17 protein-coding genes and 1 tRNA gene are annotated in these 18,463 nt (G+C 29.6%); 8 read left to right on the top strand and 10 right to left on the bottom strand.

The window, feature by feature from the left end; genetic code table 11:
• Nucleotides 1–4 precede the first annotated feature (4 nt).
• The 4 genes from rlmD to DTL3_RS06300 are packed head-to-tail and all read left to right on the top strand — an operon-like array spanning nt 5 to nt 4,772.
• Entirely contained in the window at nt 5–1,366 is a 1,362-nt protein-coding gene (rlmD, locus tag DTL3_RS06315) for a 23S rRNA (uracil(1939)-C(5))-methyltransferase RlmD (protein WP_045087990.1), read from the top strand.
• Between the two features lie 43 nt (nt 1,367–1,409).
• Nucleotides 1,410–2,546, top strand: coding sequence for an aspartate aminotransferase (gene aspC / locus DTL3_RS06310; RefSeq protein ID WP_231853956.1), 1,137 nt, complete (start codon nt 1,410–1,412; stop codon nt 2,544–2,546).
• Entirely contained in the window at nt 2,536–3,888 is a 1,353-nt protein-coding gene (locus DTL3_RS06305; RefSeq protein ID WP_045087988.1) for a GlmL-related ornithine degradation protein, read from the top strand. The genes aspC and DTL3_RS06305 overlap by 11 nt, the downstream gene beginning before the upstream one ends.
• A gap of 14 nt (nt 3,889–3,902) precedes the next feature.
• Nucleotides 3,903–4,772: a deoxyribonuclease IV gene (locus tag DTL3_RS06300; RefSeq protein ID WP_045087987.1), complete on the top strand. Its 870-nt coding sequence runs from the start codon at nt 3,903–3,905 to the stop codon at nt 4,770–4,772.
• A gap of 5 nt (nt 4,773–4,777) precedes the next feature.
• Here the strand turns inward: DTL3_RS06300 and DTL3_RS06295 are convergent.
• The 9 genes from DTL3_RS06295 to flgB form a co-directional block, all read right to left on the bottom strand.
• Nucleotides 4,778–4,852: transfer RNA gene (locus DTL3_RS06295), tRNA-Val, on the bottom strand.
• 44 nt (nt 4,853–4,896) lie between these two features.
• On the bottom strand, nt 4,897–5,886 hold the full coding sequence (locus DTL3_RS06290) for a D-alanine--D-alanine ligase family protein (RefSeq protein ID WP_045087986.1): 990 nt from the start codon (nt 5,884–5,886) through the stop codon (nt 4,897–4,899).
• Nucleotides 5,887–6,481: 595 nt separating this feature from the next.
• Complete coding sequence (gene ribF, locus DTL3_RS06285; protein WP_045087985.1) at nt 6,482–7,393, bottom strand: riboflavin biosynthesis protein RibF; 912 nt, start codon at nt 7,391–7,393, stop codon at nt 6,482–6,484.
• Between the two features lie 2 nt (nt 7,394–7,395).
• Nucleotides 7,396–8,313 carry a tRNA pseudouridine(55) synthase TruB gene (gene truB / locus DTL3_RS06280; RefSeq protein ID WP_045087984.1) on the bottom strand — a complete coding sequence of 306 codons (918 nt, stop codon included), beginning with the start codon at nt 8,311–8,313 and terminating at the stop codon, nt 7,396–7,398.
• Nucleotides 8,310–8,669 carry a 30S ribosome-binding factor RbfA gene (rbfA, locus tag DTL3_RS06275; protein ID WP_045087983.1) on the bottom strand — a complete coding sequence of 120 codons (360 nt, stop codon included), beginning with the start codon at nt 8,667–8,669 and terminating at the stop codon, nt 8,310–8,312. The genes truB and rbfA overlap by 4 nt, the downstream gene beginning before the upstream one ends.
• A 12-nt stretch (nt 8,670–8,681) precedes the next feature.
• On the bottom strand, nt 8,682–9,554 hold the full coding sequence (locus DTL3_RS06270; RefSeq protein WP_052670411.1) for an HDOD domain-containing protein: 873 nt from the start codon (nt 9,552–9,554) through the stop codon (nt 8,682–8,684).
• Nucleotides 9,555–9,736: 182 nt separating this feature from the next.
• Nucleotides 9,737–10,036: a flagellar hook-basal body complex protein FliE gene (gene fliE, locus DTL3_RS06265; RefSeq protein WP_045087982.1), complete on the bottom strand. Its 300-nt coding sequence runs from the start codon at nt 10,034–10,036 to the stop codon at nt 9,737–9,739.
• A 13-nt stretch (nt 10,037–10,049) separates the two neighbouring features.
• On the bottom strand, nt 10,050–10,469 hold the full coding sequence (gene flgC / locus DTL3_RS06260; RefSeq protein WP_045087981.1) for a flagellar basal body rod protein FlgC: 420 nt from the start codon (nt 10,467–10,469) through the stop codon (nt 10,050–10,052).
• Nucleotides 10,469–10,870: a flagellar basal body rod protein FlgB gene (gene flgB / locus DTL3_RS06255; RefSeq protein WP_045087980.1), complete on the bottom strand. Its 402-nt coding sequence runs from the start codon at nt 10,868–10,870 to the stop codon at nt 10,469–10,471. Before flgB ends, flgC begins: the two co-directional genes overlap by 1 nt.
• 107 nt (nt 10,871–10,977) lie before the next feature.
• Between flgB and DTL3_RS06250 the strand changes: the two genes are divergently transcribed.
• The gene (locus DTL3_RS06250; RefSeq protein WP_052670410.1) at nt 10,978–12,003 is read left to right on the top strand and encodes a polysaccharide pyruvyl transferase family protein; all 1,026 of its coding nucleotides are present in this window, start codon (nt 10,978–10,980) and stop codon (nt 12,001–12,003) included.
• Here DTL3_RS06250 and DTL3_RS06245 read toward each other — a convergent pair.
• Nucleotides 11,984–13,036 (bottom strand): YncE family protein, encoded by a 1,053-nt coding sequence (locus tag DTL3_RS06245; RefSeq protein WP_045087979.1) that lies wholly within the window; start codon nt 13,034–13,036, stop codon nt 11,984–11,986. The genes DTL3_RS06250 and DTL3_RS06245 overlap by 20 nt on opposite strands.
• Nucleotides 13,037–13,462: 426 nt before the next feature.
• Between DTL3_RS06245 and DTL3_RS06240 the strand changes: the two genes are divergently transcribed.
• The 3 genes from DTL3_RS06240 to DTL3_RS06230 all read left to right on the top strand — a co-directional run bounded on the left by DTL3_RS06240 (nt 13,463) and on the right by DTL3_RS06230 (nt 18,379).
• Nucleotides 13,463–15,427 carry a hypothetical protein gene (locus tag DTL3_RS06240; RefSeq protein WP_045087978.1) on the top strand — a complete coding sequence of 655 codons (1,965 nt, stop codon included), beginning with the start codon at nt 13,463–13,465 and terminating at the stop codon, nt 15,425–15,427.
• 110 nt (nt 15,428–15,537) lie between these two features.
• Nucleotides 15,538–16,638, top strand: coding sequence for a BMP family lipoprotein (locus DTL3_RS06235; RefSeq protein ID WP_045087977.1), 1,101 nt, complete (start codon nt 15,538–15,540; stop codon nt 16,636–16,638).
• Between the two features lie 220 nt (nt 16,639–16,858).
• Entirely contained in the window at nt 16,859–18,379 is a 1,521-nt protein-coding gene (locus tag DTL3_RS06230) for an ABC transporter ATP-binding protein (protein ID WP_045088658.1), read from the top strand.
• The last annotated feature ends 84 nt before the right edge of the window (nt 18,380–18,463 follow it).

Genomic DNA, 18,463 nt, shown 5'->3' with positions numbered 1-18,463 from the left:
AATAATGCAAAATAATGATTTAAAAGGTCAAGAAGAGGTTAATTTAGTTGTAGAAAAACTTGTTTATGGTGGTTATGGAATGGCTAGATATGAAGGAAAAATTTATTTAATAGAAAACTCTTATCCAGGAGATTTCTTAAAGGTCATTCCATCTAAGATCACCAAAAATCTAGTTTTCGCTAAACCAGTTGAGATTATTACTGCTTCTAATTATAGGATACCTTCATCTTGTAAACATTATCCAGCATGTGGAGGTTGTCAGTGGTTAGATTGTAAATATGAGTATCAATTGGAGGCAAAAACAAATATTGTAAAGGAACAATTATCGAGAATAGGTAAAATAGATGATTCTTTTGTCAAAAACACCATAAAAAGTGATATAATTTGGGAGTATAGAAATAGAATGGAATATACTTTTGAAAATAACCAAGTTTTGAAGCTTGGTTTAAAAGAAAAACGTTCGAACAATGTGCTCAATATCTTTTCTTGTCCTATTTCTCCCAAAGAGTTTGATAACATTAAAAACGGTATACGAAGTTTAGCTGAGAAATTAGGCTTATCAGTATACAATAAAAAAAACAGAACAGGAATTTTAAAACATTTAGTGCTACGAAAAGCATTCTACACTAATCAGCTTATGGCTATAATCGTTACTCATACTGAATACTTACCTGCTGAAAATGAAATTAAAGAATATTTTCAAAAACATTACCATATAAATTCATTAATTCATGTAATGAACAGTTCTGATAAAATTATTTTAAGAGGACCTTATAGAACGCTTTTAGGAGAAGGTGTAATTGAAGAAGAATTTGATGGCTTTAAATTTCAAATTCCTCCAACCTCTTTTTTCCAGAATAACTACAATGTTACAAAAAAAATTTTGAGGTATATTTTAGATTATTTTAAAAATAACTCCAATAGGTCTGATACTCTTTTAGACCTTTACAGTGGAGTAGGTCTTTTCTCAGTATACTATGCACCTTTATTCAAATTTGTTGAATCGGTTGAAAGCTCAAAAGTTTCTGTAAAAGCTTCTTTTTCAAATGCTAATATTAATTCTATAAAAAATATAAAATTTACTCAAGGACTTGTGAAGGACTTTCTTGTTAAGAATAAAACTAAAAAATTTGATTTTGTTATAGTAGATCCCCCACGAAATGGATTATATAAGAAAGAAATTGATTTGATTTCAAATATTACAAATAAGGCTGTTATTTACGTTTCATGCGATCCATCTACATTAGCAAGAGATTTAAGTATTTTTCTTAAAAAAGACTTTAATTTAATGTCTGTTCAACCGTTTGATATGTTCCCAAACACTTATCATATAGAAAATGTGGTTATTTTGGAGAAAAAATATTGAGAGAGGTGGAGAAAAGTTGTATCTTTCCGGGAGAATTGTATCTTTGGAATTATCAAAAACCATGGAATTAAATTCACGAGCTATGGAGTTACAAAGCAAAGGAGAAAAAGTAATAAGACTAACTGCTGGGGAACCAGATATTAGGACACCAGATTCAATCATAGAAGCTGCATATTTAGCTATGAAAAGTGGTAAAACTAAGTACACAGATAATAGAGGGATATTAGAACTTAGAAGAAAAATTTCGCAATACGTAAACAATAGATATTTAGCTAATTATAATGAAAATAATGTAATAGTAACCAATGGAGGAAAACAGGCAATTTTCAATGCTTTATTTTCTATCATCAATCCTGGTGATGAAATTATCATCTTTGATCCTTCTTGGGTAAGCTATGATTCTCAAATTAGAATGCTTGAAGGCATACCTATTCATATAAAATGTTATGAAGAAAATAATTTTTTGCCATTAAGAGAAGACATAGAAAAAGCCATAACAAATAAAACAAAAGCGATTATAATTAACTCCCCTAATAATCCAACAGGTATTGTATATCCAAAATCTCTTTTAGAATTTATTGTATCTTTATCAATTACTCATAATTTACTAATTATCAGTGATGAAGTTTACGATTGTTTATTGTATGACCATTCATACACTTCCATGACTTCTTTTGACGCAATTAAAGAACAATTAATTGTTGTAAACAGTTTTTCTAAAGCATGGTCGATGACCGGTTGGAGAGTTGGATATGCTTTAGCACCTGAAGAAATTATTAGCCAAATGGCAAAAATTCAATCGCATTCTACTTCAAATGTTAATACTCCTTCTCAATATGCAGCATTAAAAGCTTTAAGTGTTGATAATTCATTTATGGTAGAAGAATTTAAAAAAAGGAGAGATTACCTCTTTGAAGAATTTAAGAAATTAAACTTGAAATTTGTCAAACCTCAGGGAGCATTTTACTATTTTATTAACATTTCTGAATTTGGTTTAAATGACATAGAATTTTGTGAAAAATTGTTGGAATATGGATTAGCCGTTGTTCCAGGATCTGCTTTTTATGCTGATGGATTTATTAGACTTTCATTTGCAGCTTCTTTTAATGAATTAGTCGAAGCAACAAAAATTCTAAAAACTTTTTTTAGAGATAGGAGACATGTATTCAATGAAAATTGATTTACTTGTTGCAGAAATTGGTAGCACTACAACTGTTCTAACTGCCTTTCAAACTATAGGTAGTGACTTGTCTATATTAGTTCAAAGTGAATACAAAACTACTATACCCGAAGGTGATGTAACTATCGGGATAGAAAAAGCTTTAGATATTATTTCCAAAAAGTTAGGAGAAAAAATTCAATGGAATAAATTTTTAGCTACATCTTCCGCTGCAGGGGGTCTTACAGTTACTGTTCATGGGCTAGTTTATGATATGACCGTAAAAGCTGCTCAAGAAGCCTCCTTAGGTGCCGGAGCTATTATAAAATATGTAACTGCAGGAAGATTGAGAGACAGTCAATTAACTCGAATAAAAAATATCAATCCTAAATTAATTATTCTTTCGGGGGGAGTTGATTATGGAGAAGAAGACATTGTTATTGAAAACGCAAAACTTCTAGCCTCTCTACCCCTTAAATCTCCGGTTGTTTACGCAGGAAATTGTGCTATTCAAGATGATATAAAAGAGATTTTTGACGAGCAAAACAAAAAAATAATAATAACTGAAAATGTGTATCCTAAAGTCGATCAATTAAATGTGGAACCTGCACGAAAAATTATTCAAGAAGTTTTCTCTAAACATATAATAAATGCCCCAGGTATGGGAAAAGTTTACGAGATAGTTGATGAAGAAATAATTCCAACTCCTGCTGCAGTTGTACATACTACAGAGCTATTAAGCACTTTATATGACGACGTTCTGACAATTGATATTGGTGGAGCTACTACAGATATTGTATCGGTAACCGATGGATCACCCGAAATACAAAAAATCTTAGTCTCACCCGAACCTAAAACAAAAAGAACTGTTGATGGTGATTTGGGCATATATCTAAATGCTCCACATGTTATAGACTTGATTGGAAAAGAAAATATCAAAAATCTTTTTAGCAATTATGATGAATTATTGAAAAATCTCACGCCTTTTCCTAAAAACAATTTAGAAGAAGAATTTAGCGCTTTTTTAGCAAAATATTGTCTTTTAACTGCTATCAAGAGGCATGCAGGTAAAATCAATTATGTTTATACCCCATTAGGTCGACAAAAAATAGCCCAAGGTAAGGATTTAACAGCTATTAAAGTATTATTTGGAACAGGAGGTATCTTATCTCGTTCGAAATATCGAAAAAAAATCATGGAAAGTTTTTTAACCCATAAATTCTCTGAAGATTTACTTATTCCATCCAAAGAAGTAAAATTTGCATATGATAAAAATTACATATTTGCAAACATTGGTATAATTGGAAAATATTATAAAGATGAAGCATTAAGCCTATTAAGAAATGATGTTGAATTCATATAAAGAGGAGTGATAGTGTGATTGAACTTGGTGCTCATATGAAGATATCTAAAGGATTTAAAAAAGTTCCCCAAGACACCGTAAACATTGGTGGAAACACTTTTCAAATATTTACTCATTCTCCTAGGACATGGAGTATGAAACAACCTACCGATCAAGAAGTTGATGAATTTAAACTCAATATGAAAAAATTTAACATACGTTTTGAAAGTGTTCTTGTACATTCAAGTTATCTGATTAATTTAGCGTCTCCAAAAGAGGATATTTGGGAAAAATCAATTGATACTATGATTGAAGAAATAAAAGCAACTAATAAGCTGGGTATATTCTTTTATAATTTTCATCCTGGCAGCCATTTGGGTGTTGGAGAAGAGTTTGGAATCAACAGAATAGTTGAAGCATTGGATATTATTTTTTCGAAGATAAAAGACACACAAGTAACCATTTTACTAGAAAATGTTGCAAAAAAAGGCGGAAACATCGGATATAGCATGAAACATTTGGGATCGATTATAAATGCTTCACGGTTTAAAAATAGGCTAGGTATAACTTTCGATACATGTCATGGTTTTGATTCAAATTATGATATACGATCAAAAGCAGGCGTCCTAAAATTACTTGATGACATTGAGAAAAATATGGGTCTAGAAAAACTAAAAATGATTCATTTGAATGATTCAAAATATGATTTAGGGGCAGGAAAAGACCGACATGAATTCATTGGAAAAGGTTATATAGGAATTAAAGGATTTGAGACTTTCCTTTCTTTTGATGAAATTTGTAATCTGCCATTATTGTTAGAAACTCCAGGAGACGACAAAGAACATGCTGAAGATATTCAAGTAATTAAAAATATTCTTAAAAAGATTGGAAAACTAGAGGAATAAGGAATTGGTGGGCGCTGTAGGACTTGAACCTACGACCTTCTGCGCGTGAAGCAGACGCTCTCCCTCTGAGCTAAGCGCCCTTTCTATGCTTTTCATTTATAACTAGATTATATTATTTTATTTGTCACTTGTCAAGAAGATTATACCTCTTTAGAGCATTTTGAACAATTAATCTGATTAGATCCTTATATTTCAAACCTTCTGCCTCAGCCATTTTTGTTAAATCACTATATCCTTTTCTTAAACCTGGTAAAGAATTTACATCTAAAACATAAGCAACTCCATCTTTTACTCTAATATCTATTCGAGCGTAATCACGAATACATAACGCATTGTAAGCATTAATTGCAGTATTTTCGATATTAATCTTAGCCTTTTCATCGATTTCTGGAGGTATATGATATTCAGTCATATTCGCATATTTAAATTTTACCTCAAAGCTATAAAATCTATTTATATTTTCCGGTAAATTCGAAAAATCAATTTCAAGTATTGGTAGTATTTTTATTGTAGAACCATTACCCAAAACACCAACAGTAAATTCTCTTCCATCAATAAACTCACTTGCAATAAGGGGAGAAGTATATTTTTTCAACAGCCTCTCGACCTTCGATTTCAATTCCTCTTTATCAAACACTAGATTATCATCGTGAATTCCTCTACTAGAACCTTCATCTTTTGGTTTAATTAAAATGGGATATTTTAACTTAATATAATTTAGATCTTTTATATTATATATTTTTTCATATTTTGGAACAGGTACACCTTCTTTTTCAAGCATAATATTAGAATATATTTTATTTCCAGCTAACAAATGCCCTTCTGGTGAAGACCCAGTATACGGAATATTAGCAAATTCTAAAATGGCAGGAAACTGTGATAGTTTGGCTTCACCTCGTATGCCATTACACAAATTAAAAACTAGTTCTATGTCTTGCCGCTTTAAATTATAAAGTATATTTTCATCAAAAATAAGCTGCAGACACTCGAAATCATTAGATAAAGCTTCTCTTAAATTATTTACTGTGACTTTTTTTTGTTCGTCCTCTTTTAAACTTTCTATATTAGGAAAATATTTGTACCTTGGTTCATCTGTAACAATAGCTACTTTCAAAAAAAATCCTCCTTAAAACTAAAATGTTCTTTTACTTACTAAAGAAATCTAAAAATTCTTATTATATATATGTTTTAGAATTGATTACTTTTAGAAAATATTTATTTCTTTAACTATTTTGGTACTTGTACTAAAGAGGGGAAAGGGCTACGCCCTGGACCCGTTATAAATTCAAATGCTTATTATTTAGAAAATATTTATTTCTTTAACTATTTTGGTACTTGTACCAAAGAGGGGAAAGGGCTACGCTCTGGACCCGTTATAAATTCAAATGCTTATTATTTAGAAAATATTTATTTCTTTAACTATTTTGGTACTTGTACCAAAGAGGGGAAAGGGCTACGCCCTGGACCCGTTATAAATTCAAATGCTTATTATTTAGAAAATATTTATTTCTTTAACTATTTTGGTACTTGTACTAAAGAGGGGAAAGGGCTACGCCCTGGACCCGTTATAAATTCAAATGCTTATTATTTAGAAAATATTTATTGTTAAAGTCCCTAACTTAAGTGTTTACTATGCTTATATATTTTGAAATATCAATTTAAATATTTTATTTTGCTTACTCTATTCCTAATAGTCAATTTACTTATAATTATAAAATGCTTTTTATATTTCCATACCTCTTTACAATTATCTCTCTGGCTTTGTCTTCATCTCTTGCCATAGCTTCTACAAGTTGATTTTTATCTTCAAATTTTTTCTCTTCTCTTAAGAAATCTAAAACTTCCAAGATAATATACTCATTATACAAATTACCAAAAAAATCAAGAAAATATACCTCAACTTTCGGTTCTTTATTAGGCTCATGAATTGTCGGTCTAATGCCTACATTCATTAACCCCCACAAACTGCCTTTCCTTCCCTGGATTTTACCTCTTACTAAATAAACACCAAACTTTGGAAAAATAATTTGTTCTTTGTAGAGAATATTGATGTTCGCAGTAGGAAAACCTAGTTTAAAACCCACATGTTTGTCCTCGTAAACAGGACCTTCTAAAGTCCAAGGCCTATTTAACATTTCATTGGCAACTTTTATGTTCCCGTTTTTAAGTTCTTTTTTAATCAATGAAGAACTTATTCTGGTACTATCTTCCTTAAAATCTTTCAATATTTTTATTTTTAATCCATTAGATATACTTACTGACTGTAGATAATTCACATCTCCCAAGGCATCTTTACCAAAGGTAAAATCTTCTCCACATACTATGGCCTTCACACCCATGTCAATCAAATTATTAATGTATTCTTCATGCGAAACATCCCAAACTTCCTCCATATCTTTCACAATAACTTCGAATCCTAGATTTTCACAAATTTCTTTCCTTCTCCAGCTAGGTAAAATTAATCCATCAAAAGTAGTTCCTAAAATTTTCTCAGCGGGATATCTAAACATTAACACTAAAGGTTCAAGATTTAAACTTTGAGCTAATTCTAAAGTATTATTCAAAATGTATTGATGGCCTTTATGAACTCCATCAAATACCCCGATTGTTATAGCATACAATTTCAAGTCACCTCGTATATATTTTTGTATATCTTTACTATTCGATCATCTCTTTCTGGCATCTTTAAAAGTGTAGCTAAAAATTTCGAACTTCTTTCAGTTATTCCTATTCCAATAAACTCCTTTTGCTCATTGTATATTTTAACATATTCTCCTTTTTCAAATTCTGAGTATTCTAATATATTTGATTTATATATTTGATGTCCTTTTAAAACTTTATCTCCATGATTTACTACTACATATGGAAAATTGATACAATTATCTATAGGTATGATTTTGTTATATGATGCATCTTCTAAATTTATTGAATGATCTAAGGTAAAAATTCCACTTTTTCTTCTACATAATTCTATAGTTACCGCTCCACATCCAACTTTATATCCAATATCCATTATCAAAGATCTTATATAAGTTCCTGAGCTCACTTCTACTTCAAAACTAAACTCTATGTCTTCTTGTTTAAAATTAGTAATATTATATATATGTACAAGCTTGGGAGGTAAATTGATTATTTTACCTTCTCTAGCATATTCATATAAATGTTTCCCTTTATATTTTTTGGCCGAGTAAGCAGGTGGAACTTGTAGATACTCTCCCACAAATGAAAAAACAACATCTTTTACACTTTCTATTTGCTCTTTTGTAACTTCGTTCTGTTCTTTAATTTCACCATCAAGATCAAACGTTTCGGTAATAATTCCTAATTTGGCCTTTACATAATATCTTTTTTTATCATTTAGAAAAAATTCAAGTACCTTTGTACCTTTATTAACTCCTATTACAAGTACACCTGTAGCAAAGGGATCAAGTGTTCCTGCATGACCAACTTTTTTTGTTTTTAAAATAGTTCTCAACTTTTCAACAACTTTATGAGAAGTAATACCTTTTGGTTTGTTAATTACTATTATTCCGCTTTTCATTCATCATCCTCTGAACGTTTTTCTTTTAGGGTTTCTAACAGTTGATTAATTCTAATGCTAGCTTCAATGCCCTCATCTTTGTGAAATCGAATCTCTGGGGCCTTATATATATCAATATTCTTTGCAATTAATGTTCTAAACATACCTTTAGCATTATTTAAAACATCAATTATCGTATCAACATCCTCATCTAAAGAAGAAACATAAACGTCTAAATAAGACTTATCTCCAGACAACCGTACAAAATTAATATTTATCATTTTATCTTTAATTCGAGGATCTTTAAGTTCAGAAAAACCTCTTGTAATAATCTTCTTCATTTCCGATTCAAGCATTTCTTTCTTATAATTTGCCATTTCGCTAGCCTCCTAACTATTAAGTATTTGATTCATGTAAATAAGTTCTTTAGATCTTTCTATAGTTTTTTTTAGATCCTCAAAGTAACTCTCGTACATTGAATAATTAATCCCCAGAAAATTCCAAACCTCTGATTCAACAACAGGTATATTATAACATCCAGAAAACCCATAAAAAAGAAGATTAATGGTTGAGTCTGCTAAATGTACAATATATAAAATCTTCTTGTTTGTTTCATTCTCTAAATTTAAAGGTTGATTGTGAAGTGAAACCACATCCAAAACAATATCAGACATATTCCAATTTTCAAATAATATTTTTCCAAGTTGTTGGTGTCCAATTGTCGACAAAAGATTTTCAGATTCAAAAAAAGAAATTTTTTCATGCTGAGCTACCTTGATAACCATTTCAAACACTTCTGGCATAATATGAGCCATCACTATTTTTCCTAAATCATGTAAAATACCACACATAAAAGACTCTTCTTTTTCAGGAAAATTAAGATATTTTGCTAACAGTTCTGAAGCTATTCCTGTAGTTATAAGATGCTGCCAAAAATTGTAGGTGTTAAAAAAAGGATACTCTTTATCAAAAAAGTTTTCTACCGTAAAAATACTTAAAGCTAAATTTCTGACTGTCTTTAAACCTAACAAATTAACTGCCTGAGTCAGCCTAGTTATTCTTTTTGGTAAAGAATAATATGCAGAATTGGCGAGTCTTAATATTTTTGCCGTTAAAGTTGGTGATTGAGATATAGAATTTACTAGTTCTTTCATATCTGACTCATTATCTGAAGATATCGAAATAATATTTTGTACTAAAAAATCAGGCGTCGGTAACTCTTTAATTTTATTGGTTATCTCTCTTAAATTATTTTCCTTCACGTTTATTCCTTTCGATAAGGTTTGTTATATTTGATAAAATTATAACAAATTTTATTAAACATTTTATAAAAATTGTTTATCAAATTATATAATAGAGAAAATTGGGTCCTTTAACCCATTTATTATTTACATATATTCTAATTTTTTTAAACATTTATTGTGGTAATAATGGAATATTGTAATTATATCTGCATTCGCATTATTTCCTTATAGGCTTCAACTATCCTATTTGTTACTTCCACAGTAAGTTTTAAGGAAAGAGACGCTTTTTCCGCAGATATAACTACTTGAGATATGTCTGTAATGTTGCCCGAAGCATAATCTGCAGCTACCTTATCAGCATTTTTTTGTAAGGAATTCACTTCTTCAACAGCCTCTTTTAACATTTCAGAAAAATCTAATTTCTTGGTTTCTTGTTTCTGCTTTTCAATATTAATATTTTCAGTTCCTATACCTTTTATATTATTAATTCCATCAACCATAATTTTTAACCTCCTATCTACCAATATTTAACGCCGCATTGTACATACTTTTGGCAGAATTTACAACTGCTGCGTTCATTTCGTAAGCCCTTTGTGCAGAAATCATATCGACCATTTCCCTCAACACATTAACATTTGGATAACTAACATAACCTTCCTCATTCGCATCAGGATGAGTGGGATCATAAACCAGTCTAAAAGGAGATGGATCATCTTCTATTGACACAATCTTAACCCCCGCAAACTCTTCTCCGCCTTTTAAACTCTTATTTACTGCTTCTTGAAAAACAACTGCTTTTCTTCTATATGGACCACCTTCTTCGGTTCTAGTTGCATCAGAATTTGCTAAATTTTGAGAAATTACATTCAATCTGAATCTCTCTGCTGCCATACCAGTTGATGCGATATCAAATACCTGAAATAAACCATCCATTATTTTCCACCTCTTATAGCAGTATCGTATCGTTGAATTGCATAAGTCATCATTCTAGACAGGGTGTTGTATTTGAAAGTATTTTCAATCATAGAAACGAATTCTTTATCGGGATCAACGTTATTATCATCGTCTCTTAAAGATTTAGAATCATCTTCTTTTATAGTAGCTTGAATTATTTCTAAAGATGATGTATTATTAATATGTTTAGTATTGTTTGTCTTTAAATTAAGAACGTTGTTTTCGCTAATGCATTTTTGTAATTCACTTTCAAAATCTACGTACTTTCTTTTATAACCAGGAGTGTTATAATTGGATATATTCTGTGAAATCACTGTGTGTCTTAATGACAAGGCATTTAGAGTTTTGGGAATAAGGTTAAAATTAATATCATCAAACATTCTATAACATCCTTTCACAAAATTGATTTTAAGTGTTCCATCTCTGATATATTATTCTATATAATAATTTATTTTTCCTAAATATAATAAGTTAAGGAGTTTATAATATGAAAAAAATATTGTTAATTGGTTATTATGGGTATGGAAATTATGGTGACGACCTTTTACTTAATAGCTTTTTAAAAATATTAAATGAATTAAAATTTGATGGCACAATTATCTTACCGTTAGAAAATGAAATAGAATTTAAAAGTAATCATTACTTTAATATTCAGGTTGTCCCCAGATTTAACTTTTATGAACTAAAAAAATCTATTAAAAGCTCAGATTTGATAATTTATGGTGGTGGAAATTTATTTCAGTCAGAGACTTCTTATAGAAGCCTTTTTTACTATTCTTACATTGCAAACATAGCAGCCAAAGAAAATAAAAAAATATTGCTTTTATCCCAAGGATTCGGCTCGTTCAAAAAAAATAGAGGTTTAAAAAAATTAAAGAAAATCCTCAATTACCCAAATCTATACGGAATCCTTAGAGATAGGACTTCTTACGAATTCGCAAAAAAATATAATAATAATATCAATCTTGGGGTTGATCTTGGTCCATACGTTTTTTTTGATATGGATTACAAAAAAACCAACAAAATATCTATTTGCTTAAAAGAAGATCACGACTTAGATCTTTTGACAGATTTTTTATCAACGTTCAGTAATTATACACTTTCGACACTTGCTATAAACGCAAATCAAGATGTAATTAAAAATTATGATTTGGTTGAAAAGATCAGAACAAAAACCAAAATAAAAGCTGATCTACCTATTCAGGATCCACAAAAGATAACAGAAGAAATTTCTCAATCAAAAATAGTAATTTCAGATAGATTACATAGCTCGTTAGCCGGTATTTTCTTTGAAGCCAGAACGATAACTTTTAATAACGTTAAAAATCGTAGAGTAATAAAAAATATTAAGGATGATTATTCGTTTTTTTATAAGAATACTTTCGAGATACCTTTTTGTTATTATGATTGTGTTTATTCAAAATACGACTTTAAAAATCTTTCATCAATATACAAAGAAAAGATTGAAAAAACAGTTTTTGACACCAAGAAACTTATTCAAAACGTCTTATAACCATTAATTCCTCAGAATCGGTGCAAAGTACTAACACAATATTATTATCTGGTGCTTCAACATCTATAGGATATTTTTTGGTATCTAGTTCCTGATAAACTTCCTTATCTTTTATCACATATAACTTATTTTCAATATGAGAAACTGCATATAAATATTCATTGTCTGGAGATACCGCAATGTCACTTATAGGAATTTCATCCAATACTACGGTAGTTTGATTTGATGTAAGATCATAATAATAAACTCCACCCATTAAAGAACTTCCTACAATGTAATTTCTGTATAATTCTATTTCAGTAGTATACTTTCCGAATTGAGCCACCTTAGGTTGATTTTTGAACTCATTTTTATATAAATTACCCTCAAAATAAGTAACAAAATAAATGATTCCTTGATAACCAACTAGATCTATTGGATAAGTAATATTATTATAATTAATTATATAGCTATTTTGATTAGGTATCATAAATAAAAGTTCGGTTAATCGGACATTGTTTTTATAATTTTCAAATAGTGGAATAAACACTTGAGTTCCTACATTTCTTATTAATGGACTATGAACAGGTAATTCAACTGACTTTTTTATAAACATATTTCTGTCTATTAAATAAAACTTATATGGATCAGTAGTCACTACATACAAATCGTTGTTTATTAATTTAATGTTAACAGGTTTGGCTTCTAGAAGTAATTTTCTGACTATAGTATTTCCTTTTATTTTTAAAACTTCTCTTTTATAATTATCTATAACATAAAAGAATTCTCCATCATAAACTCCTCCCATAGGAATAACTGAATCAGTAAATTCTGTTTTTTCTAAAGTAAAAACGTCTATAAAACTTACTTTACCATCATAATCTGCAACGATAGCATAATTTCTTCCTAAATCAATGTGAAATGCTCTCTTTCCTATATCAAAGTTTGATATCTCCAAAAAAACATCTTCAGCCACAATTATTGAAGTTACGATAATTAAAAAATAAAAAATAACATATAGTCTTTTATGTATTTTTAGTCTCCCCTTTGTCATTTGTTTTTGATATTTGAATAAGATCTGCTTTTTTAAAAATAATGTTGAAAAAGTTTCTAACAGTTGTTTTAATATCTTTTCATAACTATTTGTATCTTTAACTGGTGAATAAAAACTATCCTAAAACCACTTTATAAAGGTATAACAATGTCTTAATACCTATTATATATTGTAAGAAAAGTCTATTCCAACTAATACTAATAAACATAGACGCTTATATTTTATCATAAAATGAGATAAACCAAATTTAAATTAAATTAGTAACAAATAAGCTTCTTTTTTACTTATTAATGGCTATTTATATATTTGAATTAAGAATTAAAAAATGATATAATAAATTAAGAAAGCATTTTACGCTTATAAATAAAAAATTATTATAATTGAATCCTTACCTTACTTACAAAAATTACATAGTGGAGGAAAAACATGAAAAAATTCGTCGTTACTTTTCTATTGATTTTGCTCTCTTTTACCGTTTTTAGTATTGAAATAGAAGTCGTTAAAGATATCTACGTTTCTCTAATAAAAACTTATGAAGAAGAAAAAGGAGAGGTGATAGAGGGAAAGGAATTCGAACTTTTTTTTAACGAGTTGTACAATTTAGGTCTTTATAGATTTTATAGAACACAAATGATCGGCAGTGCTGAATACGTAGATAGACCTACAAACGTTCAAACTTATCTTTCTCAGATATATACAATTACTGAACAAAACTTTGATAGCATCGAGGAAAAATTAGCTTTTATCGGTTTTTTAGCCTACGTCCAATCAGATCTTTCAGGTGACACAATCACTCAAGAAACAATTAGGTCACTACCAGCCTATTTTACAACTGTACAAAATTATAAAAAAGAATTAGAAAACGATGCTCTAACTTATTTTGGAAACGTTATAATTTACTCATTAGGAATCGTTGACGAATCTCCCTATACCGACATAACAAGATTTGAGTCAAATGCCAAAATTGATGATTTGAGTCTGTACACTTTTTTTGGAGAACCAGACGAAACGATAAATAAAATAATCTCAGAAAATAAAGAAAGTTTGGAGAATGGAATAAAAAAATTAGTCGATTCGAACCTTAGTGGTAGACAGCTTCAGATCGCTATTGATAACTTGTCGTACAATTATATCTCTCCTTTACTAAAAGAAACTGAAAAACAAATAAATCAAGTTTCTGAAATTTTTGTTGAGTTTGGAAAAAGAAAAACACATACCGAATTTATTAGATTTATTGTATATGGAATAATTATTTTATTTACTTTCTATTTCTTTAAAAAATACTGGTGGATTTCAGTTTTAGGTGTTTATTTATATGAATTTGCATATATCTTAATATTCTATAATCCGATTAAAGACGTAATTACTTCTTTTGCCTACGGAAGTTTCATAATACCATTTGTATTCTTATTCTTATTTATTATGGTTTTCAAAAGTTTTGGAAAAAAGATAAAATTTGTTCAAAAAGTATGCAGTATAACAATTTTTATACTTACTCTTTTAATATTTTTTACCCCCTTATACTATTCTCAAGATCTTTTAATGAAAGAAAATCAAAGTTTTCATGACTCTATTTTCGAAAATCAGCTTTTAAACGATGTTGCCGCATATTCACATTCACCTCTATACAGGTCTTCTGAAAAATTAGTTTCCCTTTTAGGAAGTGAATATACAAAGATAAATTCATTTTATAGATCAACTTTTAGCGATTTTTTAAAGAGTTTGGTTAATTCCAACATATTAACTCAAATTCAAGCTGATAAACAAAATGTTAAGGTTCAAACTTACAAAGAAGGTTTAAAGATTAATAACCAACAAAACTACATAAGTATACCCTCAAATTTTGCTAAAGAAATAAATAATCTTGTTAACTTCTCCAAAAGACAACAAAAACAAATTAATAAAGAATTAAAACATCTAGAAAAAACGACTCAAAATATAATTCAATATTCAGATGTTGAATTTGAAGAATCTGTTAAGAATACCGTAACATCCTCATTAAGCAAAACCGATTTAACAGATCCTTTAATGACACAAATTTCAACCTTTTACGATGTAGATAAAGTTGATAAAATCAAATTAAAATCTACTAATACTACTTTTGGAACTAAGATTATTACTATGTTTTTTCTTGCTATTTCTATGTTTGTTATCTTTAACAAAAATATCATGAAGTATATTTCTATATTATTAATGTACATCTCAAGTTTTATTAGCTTATTTAAACCAGCTACTTTAGAGGTATTAAGTCAAAGTGGTTATCCTAATTTAATGTCTCAAAATATTTCTATAAATTATATATTTGTTTTTATTATGTTTGCAATATCCACATTAATGCTTATCAGTTTTTTAATCAGTAAAAAAAGAACTTTGCAAAGTAACAGTAATTAATTCTATAGTTATCTATAATTTTATCAACTAATTAATGAAAAGTATTACGGTATTTTGTATTATCTTGTTTAAAAATTTAAAAATTCTATTAAAAGAGGAGGTATTCAAGTATGAAAAAGTTCTTATCTTTTGTGCTAATAACTTTATTTGTAGTTAGTAGTTTTGCTTTAAAGGTTGTAATGGTTACTGACGTTGGTGGACTAGGAGATAAATCATTTAATGATGGAGCATGGGAAGGAATATTAAAAGCAGAAAAAGAGCTTCCCAATATTGAAAAAGATATCCTTGTATCCAAAGAACAGACTGACTATATACCAAACTTAACTAGGGCTGCTAAAGAAGGAGACGTAGTAATTGGAGTAGGTTTTATGATGGGAGATGCGTTATATAACTTAGCAACACAATATCCTGACGTTTTTTTCATCGGTATAGATATCGATCCTTCACCTGATCAGGTTATTCCAAAGAACTTAGCCCTTTATTCTTTCAGTGAACAAGAAGCAGGTTTTCTTGGAGGATACGTTGCTGCTTCTGTAACTAAATCAGGCATCATAGGCTTTGTTGGAGGTCAAGACCTACCACCTGTTAGAAGATATGAAATAGGATATAGAGCAGGAGTAGAGGCATACAATCAATTACATGATGCAAACGTCAAAGTAATAGTTGGATACACTGGAACTTTTGAAGAGCCTGCAAAGGGTAAACAAATGACACTTTCACAATATGGAAGCGGAGCGGATATAGTTTTTGCATGTGCCGGAGCAACAGGGAATGGTGTAATTGATGCTGCAAAGGAAACAGGAATGTCCTTCTATAATTTACCTGCTAATGCCCCATTAGAACAAGTTATAGACAAATATTTTGAAATGGGAAAAGGTTATTTTGCAATAGGTGTTGACGTTGACCAAGATTATATGGCACCTGGATACGTTTTATTGAGTATAACAAAGAAAATTGATATAGCAACTTTTGAAGGTATAAGCAATGCTCAATCACCAAGATATTTTCAATCTGGACATAAACTAATGGGTATAGCAGATGATGGTGTTGGTATTTCTCAAATGAAATATACAAAAGGATTAGTTTCAAACGAGATATTAGCAGAACTAGCCTATTTACAAAAACTTGCTAAAGAAGGAAAAATCAATATTCCTTCAACAGAAGCAGAACTCTCAACTATTGATGTAAGCTATATTGAATTCCCGTTTTAATTTCAATCTAATTAAATTTTAATCGAAGAAAGCGGGTTCTCCCGCTTTCTTCCTATAGTTATATATTTTACTTTTAAAGAATTCTTTTTTTAAATGTTACTATCCATATCCTTGGGCCACACAATTGAATTACTTTTGATTTAAAAATATCCTCAGAAGGGAGGTTGCACTTGTGTCAGAAAGCAATATCAGTGAAAATATAGGTGAATACGCTGTTTATATGAAGAATATTACAAAAGTATTTCCGCGAGTAATTGCAAATGATAATGTGACTTTTGCCGTAAAAAAAGGTGAAATACACGCTTTAATAGGTGAAAATGGTGCAGGTAAATCAACATTAATGAACCAATTATACGGCTTGTATAAACCTACTGGTGGAGAAATTTATGTTTTTGGTAAAAAGATGGATTTTAAGGGCCCCTCAGATGCTATTGATGCAGGGATAGGTATGGTTCACCAGCATTTTATGCTTGTAGATAATTTAACGGTTGCAGAGAATGTAGTTTTGGGGCAAGAACCGAAAAAAGGGATTTTATTTGATTTAAAATTTGCACAAAAAAAAGTCAAAGAATTATCTGAAAGATACGGCTTAAAAGTCGATATAGACGCTAAGATTGAAGATATTCCTGTTGGAATGCAACAAAGGGTCGAAATAATTAAAACACTTTATAGAGGAGCAGATATTTTAATACTAGATGAACCAACTGCCGTATTAACTCCTCAAGAAACTGAAGAATTCTTTGATATTTTAAGAGCTCTAAAAAATGACGGTAAAACGATAATTTTCATTAGTCATAAATTAAAAGAAGTACTTGAAATAAGCGACACTATTACTGTTATGCGACTAGGAAAAGTAACTGGTACTGTAAAAACATCTTTAACAAATGAAAAAGAGCTCGCGAATATGATGGTAGGAAGAAACGTAGTTTTAAGTATAGAAAGACCAACATTTACTCCAGGAAAAACTTCCATAAAAATTGAAAATATTTGGGTAAAGGATAACAGAAAATTAGATGCAGTTAAAGGTATTTCGTTTGAAATAAGGGAAGGAGAAATTTTAGGTATTGCAGGAGTTGCTGGTAACGGACAGACAGAATTAGCTGAAGCTTTGTCTGGTCTAAGAAAAATAGAAAAAGGAAGTTATCTGTTTGAAGAAAGAGAAATTAGTAATTTGTCTGTAAGGGAGTTAAGAGAACTTGGAATAAGCCACATCCCTGAAGATAGACAAAAAAGAGGACTAATCGCCGATTTTCCTGTTTATTTTAATCTAATATTAAGTCAACATTATAAAGAACCTTTTGCAAAGAGAGGCTTCCTTGATTTTAATGAAATTAGAAAATATTCTCACAGTCTTGTAAAACAATTTGACGTAAGACCTCCTGATATTGATATATTAGCCGGCAATCTATCTGGAGGAAATCAACAAAAAGTTATCTTAGCAAGAGAAATTGGATTCTCTCCTAAATTTATAATTGTTTCTCAACCCACAAGGGGATTAGATGTTGGTGCCATAGAGTATGTACATAAGTCACTCATTAATTTACGTCAACAAAATGCCACAATTTTATTGATTTCAATGGAATTAGAAGAAATATTATCTTTATCTGATAGAATTCTTGTAATGTATGAAGGTAGATCGATGGGTGAATTTGAAAATGGAGAATTAACAATTGAAGAAATGGGCTTAATGATGGCTGGAAAAAAATTAGAAGAAATAAAAGTATTGGAAACAAAAAAATAACAAGTAAATTGTAAATGATAAATAAGGTAGGAGAAAACAACATACCTAGAATAGGGGGCGTTAATAAGTGGCTTCAAAGACGGA

The organism is Defluviitoga tunisiensis, from assembly GCF_000953715.1.
GTDB classification, from domain to species: domain Bacteria; phylum Thermotogota; class Thermotogae; order Petrotogales; family Petrotogaceae; genus Defluviitoga; species Defluviitoga tunisiensis.
This window is presented reverse-complemented; position numbering and strand designations above follow the sequence as displayed.